10 protein-coding genes are annotated in these 11,874 nt (G+C 73.3%); 5 read left to right on the top strand and 5 right to left on the bottom strand.

The features are described from left to right. Positions 1 to 38: 38 nt before the first annotated feature. A complete protein-coding gene (locus ACFVXK_RS04575; RefSeq protein ID WP_389610050.1) occupies positions 39 to 1,262 on the top strand; it encodes a cation:proton antiporter in 1,224 nt (407 codons plus the stop codon). A gap of 75 nt (positions 1,263 to 1,337) precedes the next feature. Here the strand turns inward: ACFVXK_RS04575 and ACFVXK_RS04580 are convergent, their stop codons facing one another. From ACFVXK_RS04580 to ACFVXK_RS04590, 3 genes are all read right to left on the bottom strand, one after another. Next, entirely contained in the window at positions 1,338 to 1,538 is a 201-nt protein-coding gene (locus tag ACFVXK_RS04580; protein ID WP_358896182.1) for a MerR family transcriptional regulator, read from the bottom strand. 242 nt (positions 1,539 to 1,780) lie between these two features. Further along, entirely contained in the window at positions 1,781 to 2,791 is a 1,011-nt protein-coding gene (locus ACFVXK_RS04585; RefSeq protein WP_389610051.1) for a Gfo/Idh/MocA family protein, read from the bottom strand. A gap of 57 nt (positions 2,792 to 2,848) precedes the next feature. Next, positions 2,849 to 3,763, bottom strand: a complete 915-nt coding sequence (locus ACFVXK_RS04590; RefSeq protein WP_389610052.1) for a sugar phosphate isomerase/epimerase family protein — start codon at positions 3,761 to 3,763, stop codon at positions 2,849 to 2,851. A gap of 74 nt (positions 3,764 to 3,837) precedes the next feature. Between ACFVXK_RS04590 and iolC the strand changes: the two genes are divergently transcribed. Genes iolC through iolD form a run of 3 tightly spaced genes read left to right on the top strand, consistent with a single transcriptional unit; the run spans position 3,838 to position 7,740 of the window. Continuing rightward, entirely contained in the window at positions 3,838 to 4,824 is a 987-nt protein-coding gene (gene iolC / locus ACFVXK_RS04595) for a 5-dehydro-2-deoxygluconokinase (RefSeq protein ID WP_389610053.1), read from the top strand. A 7-nt stretch (positions 4,825 to 4,831) separates the two neighbouring features. Beyond that, positions 4,832 to 5,857 carry a 5-deoxy-glucuronate isomerase gene (gene iolB, locus ACFVXK_RS04600; RefSeq protein WP_389610094.1) on the top strand — a complete coding sequence of 342 codons (1,026 nt, stop codon included), beginning with the start codon at positions 4,832 to 4,834 and terminating at the stop codon, positions 5,855 to 5,857. Continuing rightward, on the top strand, positions 5,854 to 7,740 hold the full coding sequence (iolD, locus tag ACFVXK_RS04605; RefSeq protein WP_389610054.1) for a 3D-(3,5/4)-trihydroxycyclohexane-1,2-dione acylhydrolase (decyclizing): 1,887 nt from the start codon (positions 5,854 to 5,856) through the stop codon (positions 7,738 to 7,740). The genes iolB and iolD overlap by 4 nt, the downstream gene beginning before the upstream one ends. 27 nt (positions 7,741 to 7,767) lie before the next feature. On the opposite strand, the gene ACFVXK_RS04610 is transcribed toward iolD, so the two are convergent. Beyond that, positions 7,768 to 8,970, bottom strand: a complete 1,203-nt coding sequence (locus ACFVXK_RS04610) for an RNA-guided endonuclease InsQ/TnpB family protein (protein WP_389610095.1) — start codon at positions 8,968 to 8,970, stop codon at positions 7,768 to 7,770. Between the two features lie 164 nt (positions 8,971 to 9,134). Here ACFVXK_RS04610 and ACFVXK_RS04615 point away from each other — a divergent pair, with 164 nt between their 5' ends. Beyond that, positions 9,135 to 10,634 (top strand): CoA-acylating methylmalonate-semialdehyde dehydrogenase, encoded by a 1,500-nt coding sequence (locus tag ACFVXK_RS04615; RefSeq protein WP_389610055.1) that lies wholly within the window; start codon positions 9,135 to 9,137, stop codon positions 10,632 to 10,634. A 91-nt stretch (positions 10,635 to 10,725) separates the two neighbouring features. Here ACFVXK_RS04615 and ACFVXK_RS04620 read toward each other — a convergent pair whose 3' ends face one another. Next, the gene (locus ACFVXK_RS04620; RefSeq protein WP_389610056.1) at positions 10,726 to 11,751 is read right to left on the bottom strand and encodes a WxL protein peptidoglycan domain-containing protein; all 1,026 of its coding nucleotides are present in this window, start codon (positions 11,749 to 11,751) and stop codon (positions 10,726 to 10,728) included. Positions 11,752 to 11,874 lie beyond the last annotated feature (123 nt).

The following is an 11,874-nucleotide window of genomic DNA, read 5'->3' on the forward strand; positions in this document are numbered from 1 at the left end:
GGTGGCCGGATGTGATCAGCCGTGTGTAAATGGCGCACATGGGGCATTCGGTGACGCTCGTTCTCATCATGGCCGCCGCCGTGCTCGCACCGCTGCTCGCCCACGGTGTGGCGCGCCGGCTGCCCGTACCGCTGGTGATCTTCGAGATCCTGCTCGGTGTCCTCATCGGCCCGCATGTCCTCGGCTGGGCGGAGACCGGCCAGGTGATCGACGTGCTCAGTCAGCTCGGCCTCGCCATGCTGATCTTCCTGGCCGGTTACGAGATCCGCTTCGACGAGGTCAAGGGTGACACCCTCGCCCGCTCGGCGGGAGCCTGGCTGGTCTCCCTCGCGCTCGGGCTGGCCCTCGGCACCCTCCTCGCCCACGGCGGCGGCTTCGGCAAGGGCGTCTACGTCGGCACCGCGCTCACCAGCACCGCGCTCGGCGCGATCCTGCCGATGCTGCGGGACGCGGGCGAGCTCGGGACCCGGTTCGGGAACGTCACCATGGCCATGGGGTCGGTCGGGGAGTTCGGCCCGGTCATCGCCATGGCCCTGCTGCTCAGCGGCCGCGCGCCGGCCCGTTCGGCGGCCCTGCTCGCGGCCTTCGCGGTGCTCACGGCGCTGGCCGTCTTCTGGGCGCTGCGGCCCAAGCCGCCCTGGTTCGCCCACGTCATCGCCAAGACCCTGCACAGCAGCGCCCAGTTCGCGGTACGGCTGGTGGCCCTGATGCTGGTGGCGATGCTGGCACTGGCCCAGGCCCTCGGGCTCGACATCCTGCTGGGCGCCTTCGCCGCCGGGCTGCTGACCCGGCTCGTGCTGAACGGCGCGGCGCCCGAGAGCAGCGAGGACGTCCTGGCGAAGGTGGAGGCGATGGGCTTCGGCTTCCTGGTGCCGCTGTTCTACGTGGTCACCGGGATCCAGTTCGACCTGGGGGCCCTGCTCGACGGCGGCCGGGCGCTGGCCCTGCTGCCGGTGTTCCTGCTCCTCTTCCTCCTGGTCCGCGGGCTGCCGATCCGGCTGCTGGCCCCGCGCGACCTGGGCCGGCGCGACCGCTCGGCCCTGGTGCTGCTGGGCTCGACCGCGCTGCCGCTGGTGGTGGCGATCACCACCCTCGGGGTGCAGGACGGCCAGGTCGAACCGGGAGAGGCGGCGGCGCTGGTGGGGGCCGGGATGCTGTCGGTGCTGGTCTTCCCGCTGCTCGCGCTGCGGCTGCGCGGCCGTGCGGGCGCCGCGCGGGGGAGCGGGGAGGCCGAACCGGCGGGGGTGTCGGAATCCTGGTGAGGGGCGGCGGGGGCGGGTGAGGGGCGGCGGGGGCGGGGGTGGGGCCCGCCCCGGTACCGCCGGCCGCCGGCGCGATCACTCCTCGCGCCGTCCCCGGTTGCCGGGGCGGCGGGCCACCCAGGCCCGGATCGTGTCGGCGTACCAGTACGGCTTGCCTCCCTCCACGTGGTCGGGGGCGGGGAGCAGGCCGTGCTTCCGGTAGGAGCGCACGGTGTCAGGCTGCACCCGGATATGGGCGGCGATCTCCTTGTAGGACCACAGCTGCCGGTCGCTCATCCACGACACCTCCTCGTCCACGCCCCGGGGCCGGCCGGGAGGCCGTCGGGGGAGCCGGCGCGCGGACACTGACGATCACTCGCTTTGTGCCCGGAGAACGACGCGCCGTGAGGGCGGGGGAGGGGCTGTGGACCGCCTGTGACGGAAGACCCGCGTAATCCGGATATGTGTGACACGGGCGCGACTCCTGTGACGCACGCGGCACAGGAGTCGCCCGGTGAATCCGGCACACGAGCCACGGCTCAGCGGTAGAGCTCCGGCCGCTCCGCCAGCCGCACCTCGGTCCGCACGCCGCTGCGCGCCGCCGCCAGCCCCGCCTCGGAGACGGCCGCGGCCGCGTACCCGTCCCAGGCGTCCGGGCCGTCCACCCGCCCCCGCGCCGCCGCCGCCACCCACCGCCGCACCTGGCGGTCGTAGGCGTCGGCGAACCGCACCGTGTAGTCCTGGGCGATCTCCCCGCCCCACCGGCCGCCCGACTGGACCACCATCGCGTGCCCGTCGCCGATGGACGCGGTGCCGGACTCCCCGACCGCCTCGCACCGCACCTGGTAACCGAACCCGCAGTTGACGAAGATCTCCACGTCCACGATCACCCCGCCCGAGGTCTCCAGCAGCACCAGGCGCGGATCGCCCAGCCCCTCGGGCGCGGCCGACGACGGCCGTGGCGCCAGCACCGTCACGGCCGTGACCTCCTCGCCCAGCAGCCAGCGGGCCGCGTCCACCTCGTGCACCACGGAGTCGGCGATCAGCATGTCGCCGGTGAAGAACGACGGGGAGGAGGCGTTGCGGTGCCGGCAGTGCAGGAAGAGGGGCCGGCCGATCCCGCCCGCGTCCAGCAGCTCCTTGAGCCGCTCGTACTCGGCGTCGAACCGCCGCATGAACCCCACCTGCACCAGCCGCCGGCCCAGCCGCCGCTCCGCCTCCAGCACCCGCAGCGCCCCCTGCGGATCCGGGGTCAGCGGCTTCTCGCACAGCACCGGCAGCTCCCGCTCCAGGGCGTGCAGAATCGCTTCCTCATGGGCGGGCCCGGGCGAGGCGATCAGCACGGCGTCCACCCCGGGGGCCGCTATCGCCGCCGCCGGATCCGTGAACGCCGCCGCGCCGCCCGCCCCCGCCGCGACCGCCTTGACCCGTTCCGCGTCCGGATCGGCGACGGCCACCACCCGCGCCCCGCCCACCGTGTCGCCGATGCGCCGGACGTGGTCGGCGCCCATCTTCCCGGTGCCGATGACGGCGATCCCGAGCGTGTTCATCGTCCTTCCCCTTCCTGCTTCCTGCTTCCCACTTCCTACGAAAAACAGCTGCCGGGGTCAGCGGGCCCCGCAGGAGCGCAGGTAGGCCCGGGTGCGCCGGGCGATCGGCAGCGGACGGTCCGGCGGACACGGGTACATGTCCTGCTCCACGATCGCGAACAGCTCCACCCCGAGCCGCTGCGCCGCCGCCAGCACCGGCTCCAGCGCGGGCACCCCCGACGGCGGCTCGCACATCACCCCGCGCTCCACGGCCGGCCCGAACGGAACCCCGTCCGCCACCACTTCGGCGAGGATCCGCGGGTCCACCTGCTTGAGGTGCAGGTAGCCGATCCGCTCCCCGAAGGCCTCGATCGCCTCGACGCTGTCCCCGCCGCAGTACGCGTAGTGCCCCGTGTCCAGGCACAGGGACACCAGCTCCGGATCGGTCGCGTCCAGGAACCGGGCCACGTTCTGCGGGGTGTCCACATGGGTGTCCGCGTGCGGGTGGACCACGATCCGCAGCCCGTACCGCTCCCGCACCTCCCGGCCCAGCCGCTCGGTCTGGGAGGTCAGTTCACGCCATTGGGCGGGCGTGAGCACCGGATCCTCCAGCATCCCGCCGGTCTTGTCGTCGCGCCAGAACGACGGGATCACCACCAGGTGCTCCGCGCCCATGTCCCGGGTCAGCGCGGCGATCCGCGACACGTGCGCCCAGGTCTCCTCCCAGACGGCCGGGCCGTGATGGAGTCCGGTGAAGACCGTTCCGGCGGACACCCGCAGGCCCCGCTTCGCGGTCTCGTCGGCGAGCCGGGCCGGATCGGTGGGCAGATAGCCGTAGGGGCCGAGCTCGATCCACTCGTACCCGGCACCGGACACCTCGTCGAGGAACCGGTCCCAGGGCACCTGGAGCGGATCCTCCGGGAACCAGACACCCCAGGAGTCCGGAGCCGAACCGACACGGATACGGGTCAACGCGGGCGGGGAGGAGGTCATGACGGCCACCTTAGGGTGCGAGGTCCGAGGGGAAAGGGAGGACGAGTGCGGTGCGAGTGGGAGGAGTGCCCGACGTGACCACGGGGGAAGCAGGGGACGGGACCGGGCACGGGACCGCGTACGACCTCATCACGATGGGGCGGATCGGGGTGGATCTCTACCCGCTGAAGACCGGCGTACCGCTCGCGGAGGCCGACACGTTCGGGAAGTACCTCGGCGGATCCCCGGCCAACGTCGCCGTCGCCGCCGCCCGCCTCGGCCGGCGCACGGCCATGATCAGCCGGACCGGAGCGGACCCCTTCGGGGCGTATCTGCGCGGTGAACTGCGGCAGTTCGGGGTCGACGACCGGTGGGTGGGGGAGGTCGCGCAGTACCCGACGCCGATCACCTTCTGCGAGGTCTTCCCGCCGGACCGCTTCCCGCTCTACTTCTACCGGCTCCCGAAGGCGCCCGACCTGGAGATCGAGCCGGACGCGATCGACCGCGAAGCGGTGCGGGCGGCACGGGTGTTCTGGATGACCGGCACGGGACTCAGCGCCGAGCCGAGCCGCGCCGCGACCCTGGCCGCGCTGGAGGCCCGCTCGAAGTCCGGGACGACCGTCTTCGACCTCGACTGGAGGCCGATGCTGTGGCACGACGGCCCGCCGGAGCCCTGGTACGGGCGGGCGCTCGCGCTGGCGACGGTGGCGGTGGGGAACGCGGAGGAGTGCGAGGTCGCCACCGGCGAGCGCGAACCGTACGCGGCCGCGCGGGCGCTGCTCGCGGCGGGGGTGGAGCTGGCGGTGGTCAAACGGGGCCCGGAAGGGGTGCTCGCCGCCCACCGGGACGGCACGGAGGTGGAGGTACCGCCGGTGCCGGTGACGGTGGTCAACGGCCTGGGCGCCGGCGACGCGTTCGGCGGGGCCCTGTGCCACGGGCTGCTGGCGGGGTGGGGGCTGGAGCGGGTGCTGCGGTACGCGAACGCGGCGGGGGCGATCGTCGCCTCGCGGCTCGCCTGTTCCACGGCGATGCCGTTCCCGCACGAGGTGGAGGAGGTGCTGGGCCGTGCCGGTGCTGTCTGAGACGGGGATGGAGTTCACCCGGCTGGTGGTGCTGGAGCTGGCGCCGGGGGAGGTGTACGCGCACGCGTGCGGGGAGTCGGAGTGGATCGTCCTCCCGCTGTCGGGCGGCTGCGAGGTCCGCTGCACGGAGCCGTCCCCGCCCCTTCCCCCGACTCCGTCCGGGGGGACCCCCAGGGGCTCCGCCCCGGAGCGGCAATTTCCAGCCCGCGCGGCGTTTGAGCGCACCGGGCGCGGAGCGCACGGAACGGGGTTCGGGGCGGAGCCACCGGTTTCTGGGGGTCCCCCCGGCGGTAGCCGGGGGAGAAGGGGCGGGGTGGGGGAGGGCCCCGCAGGGACGTTCCGGTTGGGCGGCCGCGCCTCCGTGTTCGACGGGCCCACCGACTTCGCGTACCTCCCGCGGGACGCCCAGGCCCGGCTGACCTCCGCCGGAGGCGGCCGGTTCGCGCTCGTCGGGGCCCGCTGCGAGCGAAGGCTCCCACCCCGCTACGGCCCCGCCGCGCAGGTCCCCGTCGAGCTCCGCGGCGCAGCCCAGTGCTCCCGCCAGGTGCACAACTTCGCCGCCGCCGACGCCTTCGACTGCGACCGGCTCATCGCCGTCGAGGTGCTCACCCCCGGCGGCAACTGGTCCTCCTACCCGCCCCACAAGCACGACGAGCACCACCCGGGCGAGGAATCCCGCCTGGAGGAGATCTACTACTACGAGATCGCCCCGCACGACGGCACCCCCGGCGTCGGCTACCAGCGCGTGACGCCCTCGCCCGCCGGGAAGACCGACGTGCTCGCCGAGGTCCGCTCGGGTGACGTCGTCCTCATCCCCGACGGCTGGCACGGCCCGTCCATCGCGGCGCCCGGCCACGCCATGTACTACCTGAACGTGATGGCCGGCCCCGACCCGACGCGCGAGTGGCTGATCCGCGACCATCCCGACCACGCCTGGATTCGCGGGACGTGGGCGGGGCAGGAGGTCGATCCCAGGCTCCCGCTGAACCGGCCCGCACCCCCCGCCCCCCGTCCCGAGGAGGAGACCCCGTGACCGCGCCGCGCAGTGTCCGGCTGACCACCGCCCAGGCGCTCGTACGCTTCCTGGGCCGCCAGTACACCGAGCGCGACGGCCGCCGGCAGCGGCTGATCGCCGCCACCTGGGGGATCTTCGGGCACGGCAACGTCGCCGGCATCGGGCAGGCCCTGCTGGAGAGCGGACCGCAGGCCATGCCCTTCCTCCAGGGCCGCAACGAACAGGCCATGGTGCACGCCGCCGTCGGCTACGCCCGCCAGTGCGGCCGGCTCTCGGCGCAGGCCGTGACCACCTCCATCGGGCCCGGCGCCACCAACCTCGTCACCGGGGCCGCCCTCGCCACCGTCAACCGGATCCCCGTCCTCCTGCTGCCCGGGGACACCTTCGCCACCCGGCCCGCCGACCCGGTCCTCCAGCAACTGGAGCTCCCCTACGCGGGCGACCTCTCCGTCAACGACACCCTGCGGCCCGTCTCCCGCTACTTCGACCGGATCACCCGCCCCGAGGCCCTCGTGCCCGCCGCCCTCCAGGCGATGCGGGTGCTCACCGACCCCGTGCAGACCGGGGCCGTCACCCTCGCGCTGCCGCAGGACGTGCAGGCGGAGGCGTACGACTGGCCCGAGGAGTTCTTCGCGGAGCGGGTGTGGCACGTGCGCCGCCCCCGGCCCGACACGGCCGGGCTGCGGGCCGCCGCCGAGGCGGTACGGGCGGCCCGACGGCCCCTGCTGATCGCCGGCGGCGGCATCCGGCACAGCGGGGCCGAGGAGGCGCTGCGGGCCTTCGCCGAGGCCACCGGCATCCCCGTCGCCGCCACCCAGGCGGGCAAGGGCGCCCTGCGCCACGACCACCCGGCCGAGGTGGGGGCCGTCGGCCACACCGGCACCGCCACCGCCGACGACCTGGCCCGCGCCGCCGACCTCGTCATCGCGGCCGGAACCCGGCTGACCGACTTCACCACCGCCTCCTCCACCCTCTTCCAGGACCCCGGCGTCCGATTCCTCGGCCTCAACCTCGACCCGTACGACGCCCACAAACAGGCCGCCCTCCCCCTGGTCGCGGACGCCCGCGAGGGCCTGGACGCCCTGCGCGCGGAGCTGGCCGGCCACCGCGTGGACCCGGCGTACGAGCGGACGTACCGGCAGGCGAAGGTCTACTGGGAGGCCCTGGTCGACCAGGCCTTCCACGCCCCCGACGAGGACGCCGTCCCCACCCAGGCGCAGGTGCTCGGCGCCCTGGACGCCCTCGTCGACGACACCGACGTGCTCGTCAACGCGGCCGGCTCCCTCCCGGGCGACCTGCACCGCCTGTGGCGGGCCCGCTCCGCGGACCAGTACCACGTGGAGTACGGGTACTCCTGCATGGGCTACGAGATCCCCGGCGCCCTCGGGGTGGCCCTGGCGGCCCCCGGCCGGCCGGTGTGGGCGCTCGTCGGGGACGGCTCGTACCTGATGAACCCGACCGAGCTCGTCACCGCCGTCCAGGAGGGCGTCCCGCTCAAGGTGGTCCTCCTCGACAACCACGGCTACGCCTCCATCGGCGGCCTCTCGGGCGCGGTCGGCGGCGAGGGTTTCGGCACGGCCTACCGCTTCAGGGGGCCGGACGGCGGGTACACCGGCGACCCCCTTCCGCTGGACCTCGCGGCGAACGCCGCCTCCCTCGGGATGGCCGTGATCCGTACCCGCACCATCGGTGACCTGCGAAAAGCCCTGGCCGAGGCGCGCGGGTCCGACCGTCCCACATGTGTCTACGCACAGACCCGAACACCCGACACTGTGTCGGGCCCACCCCCGGCACAGGCGTGGTGGGATGTTCCCGTGGCCGAGACCGCGACCCGTGCGTCGGCGGCCCAGGCCCGCGAAGAGTACGACCGGCAAGCCGCGCAGCGACGTCGCCATCTGTGAAGGAGCAAGCTTGGCCTCTCCCCGCCCCTAGGGGGAGGGGATTCCCACCCTCGCGGGTGGGGTTTCCTGCTTCACCACGGACCGCCCCGACCGAGAGGAGGACTCCCGATGAGGTCTTGCACCCGCTCCACAGGCAGCGACCGCCAGCCCGGCGGCCAGAAGATTCACCGCTGCGTTTTCGTCCCGGTCATGGGGCGTCCCGCAGCTCTCGCACGTCCACTCCCGGACGGTCAGGGGCATTTTGGCAGCGAGTGCCCCGCAGGCGGAGCACAGGTGCGTGCTGGGGAACCACCGGTCGATGACGATCAGCTCCCGCCCGTACCAGGCCGTTTTGTACTCCAGCATGGCCCGCAGCTCACGCCAGCCGGCATCGGAGATGGCGCGGGCGAGGCTGTGGTTCCTGAGCAGGTTGCCGACGCTGAGGTCCTCGATGACGAGCGTTTGGTTTTCGCGCACGAGTCGAGTCGTCAGTTGGTGCAGGTGGTCTCTGCGGCGGTCGGCGATCCGGGCATGGATCCGGGCAACCCGGGTCCGTGCCTTGCCCCTGTTCTTGCTGCCCTTCGTCTTCCGCGACAGCATTCGCTGGGCGCGAGCGAGGCGTTCGCGGTCTCTGCGTTCGTGCTTCGGGTTGACGACCTTGTCCCCGGTGGAGAGGGTGACCAGTGCCGTCAGTCCGGCGTCGATGCCCACCGCGTGCGGGGCGGCGGGCAGAGGAGCCGGGGTGTCCTCGCACAGCAGGCACACGAACCAGCGCCCGGCCTTGTCGCGGGAAACCGTCACCCTGGTCGGGGCCGTCCCCTCCGGCAGGGGTCGGGACCACTCGATGTCCAAGGGCGTTGCCATCTTGGCGAGCGTGAGCCGGCCGTTGACGAAGCGGAACGCACTGCGCGTGTACTCGGCACTCGCCCTGGAACCGCGCTTGGACTTGAAGCGAGGGTACTTCGACCGCTTCGCCCAGAAGCTCGCGAACGCTGTCTGCAGATGCCGCAACGCCTGCTGGAGCGGAACCGAGGACACCTCGGCGAGGTAGGCGAATTCCTCGGTCTTCTTCCACGCGGTGAGCATCGCCGACGTCTGGGCGTAGCCCACCCGCTCCCGCCGGTCAGCCCAGGCAGCAGTGCGGGTGGCGAGGGCCAGATTGTAGACCTTTCGCACACACCCGAACGTCGCGCGCAGCTCGGCTGCCTGCGCATCGTCCGGATAGAAGCGGTACTTGAACGTCCGCTTCACCGAAGAAGCAGTTCCCACGTCGTGGACGCTAGGAGCGTTCGCGATCCGATCACAAGCGCGGGTCAGAGCATCACGCAGCGGCACTTCGCCGAAGCGGTGGTCTGGGGCAAAGACGCGATTCCCTTCCCGGCTGACGCCGGAGCTTTCCACGCAAGGAGATTGGCATGAAGACCGTCAACCACTGGATCGGTGGCAAGACCGTCGAGGGCGCGTCGGGCAACTACGGCCCGGTCACCGACCCGGCCACCGGCGAGGTCACCACGCAGGTCGCCCTCGCCTCCGCCGCCGAGGTGGACGCCGCGGTGCAGGTCGCCAAGGAGGCCTTCCTCTCCTGGGGCCAGTCCTCGCTGGCCGCCCGCACCAAGGTGCTGTTCGCCTACCGCGCCCTGCTGGACGCCAACCGCGACGCCATCGCCGAGCTGATCACCGCCGAGCACGGCAAGGTGCACTCCGACGCGCTGGGCGAGGTCGCGCGCGGCCTGGAGATCGTCGAGCTGGCCTGCGGGATCACCACGCAGCTCAAGGGCGAGCTGTCCACGTCCGTCTCCAACCGCGTGGACGTGGCCGCCATCCGCCAGCCGCTCGGCGTGGTCGCGGGCATCACCCCGTTCAACTTCCCGGCGATGGTGCCGATGTGGATGTTCCCGCTGGCCGTCGCCTGCGGCAACACCTTCATCCTCAAGCCGAGCGAGAAGGACCCGTCGGCCGCGAACAAGCTGGCCGAGCTGGCCACCGAAGCCGGTCTCCCGGCGGGCGTGCTGAACGTCGTCCACGGTGACAAGGTCGCCGTCGACGCCCTGCTCTCCCACCCGGACGTCTCCGCCGTCTCCTTCGTCGGCTCCACGCCGATCGCCCGCCACATCCACACCACCGCCTCCGCCAACGGCAAGCGCGTCCAGGCCCTGGGCGGCGCCAAGAACCACATGCTGGTGCTGCCGGACGCCGACCTGGACGCCGCCGCCGACGCGGCCGTCTCCGCGGCCTACGGCTCCGCCGGCGAGCGCTGCATGGCCATCTCGGCGGTCGTCGCGGTCGGCGCCATCGGCGACGCCCTCGTGGAGAAGATCCGCGAGCGCGCCGAGAAGATCAAGATCGGCCCCGGCAACGACCCGGCGTCCGAGATGGGCCCGCTGATCACCGCCGCCCACCGCGACAAGGTCGCCTCCTACGTCAAGGGCGCCGCCGACCAGGGCGCGGAGGTCGTCCTGGACGGCACCGGCTACACGGTCGAGGGCCACGAGAACGGCCACTGGATCGGCCTGTCGCTCCTCGACCACGTCAAGACCGACTCCGACGCCTACCGCGACGAGATCTTCGGCCCGGTGCTGTGCGTGCTGCGCGCCGAGACCTACGAGGAGGGCGTGGCCCTCATCAACGCCTCGCCGTTCGGCAACGGCACCGCGATCTTCACCCGCGACGGCGGCGCGGCCCGCCGCTTCCAGCTGGAGATCCAGGCGGGCATGGTCGGCGTCAACGTGCCGATCCCGGTGCCGGTGGGCTACCACTCCTTCGGTGGCTGGAAGGACTCCCTCTTCGGCGACCACCACATCTACGGCAACGACGGCATCCACTTCTACACCCGCGGCAAGGTCGTCACCACCCGCTGGCCGGACCCGTCCGAGGACCACGCGGGCGTCGACCTGGGCTTCCCCCGCAACCACTGACGCCCCCTTCGGCCGCGGCCCCGTCCGCAGCCCCTGAGCAGCAGGAACCCCCGGCCAACCCTCACCGGCCGGGGGTTCCTGCCGTCTTCGCTCAGCGCGCCCCCGCCAGGTCCGGGGCGGGCTCCGGCTCGGGGAGGGCCGCCCGGCGGCGCCGGCGCAGCACCAGGAGGGCGGTGCCGGCCCCGGCCGTCAGGAGGAGCACGCCCGCCGCGGGCCAGGGCACGGCGAGGAAGTCCGTTCCGGCCTCGGAGCGCAGGTCCGGGTAGGCGGCGGCGCTCGCCGTGACCTTGACGGCCACCCGGTCCAACTGGGGGGAGTCCGGCCAGGGTTCGGTCAGGACGATCCGCTGGCCGGGCAGCAGCGCCGGCTGCGGTGCGCGGGCGGGCCGGTCCAGCAGCCGGCGCCCGAACAGGCCCCGCGCGGACACCGTCACCTTCGGCTCGACCACCACGTTGCCCCGGTTGACCAGGGTGTAGGTGACGGTGGCGCGGGCGTCCTTCGTCCAGGGCAGCAGCGGGGCGCCCCGGCTGACCGTGACGTCCTCCACGCTCAGGGCCGGCGTCAGCGGCCCGGGCACCCTCAGGTACAGCCGTGCGCCCACCTGGCGCCGCACCCCGACCTGGACCTTGCCCTCCTTCGTGATCCCCTCGACGGCCGTGTTCAGCGCGACGATCCCGCCGACGTGGTCGCCCGGGGAGGCGTCCTGGGGCACCTTGACGGTGAACGGGACGTCCTTGCGGCCCTTGGGCGGGACGGTGACCGTGCCCGCCGCCTCGGGCGGCAGCACGATCCACGTCCCGACGTCCTTGGGCCGGGTCTCGGCGGGCAGCAGGGCGAAGGCCCCGCCCGAGGGGGTGTTCACGGCGTCGGTGGCGAAGACCCGGAAGGTCAGCTCCTTGTCGGAGGAGTTCAGGATCGTCACGCTGTCGCCGATCGAGGCCCCGGCGGCGCCCTGGTGGAAGAAGTACGCCCGGTCGGTCATCGCCGCCCCGGCCGGCGGCGTCGGGAACACGCCCCAGGTGCCGTTGTCCGCGGCCGCGGCGGGGACGGCGGGGAGCAGCAGCAGTGCGCACAGGCCGAGCAGGAGGGTGCGCAGGACGGTCGTGCGCAGGCGCATGGGCGGTCTTCTCCAGGGTCGGTCGCGACGGGAAAGCGGGAGGGTGGTGGGGGGGCGGGGGGGCGCCCCCCCCGCGGCCGCGCCGCGGGGGCGGGCGGGCGCGAGAGACGTGGGAGCACCCCA

This window comes from Streptomyces sp. NPDC058157, assembly GCF_042884105.1.
In the GTDB taxonomy this organism is placed as follows: domain Bacteria; phylum Actinomycetota; class Actinomycetes; order Streptomycetales; family Streptomycetaceae; genus Streptomyces.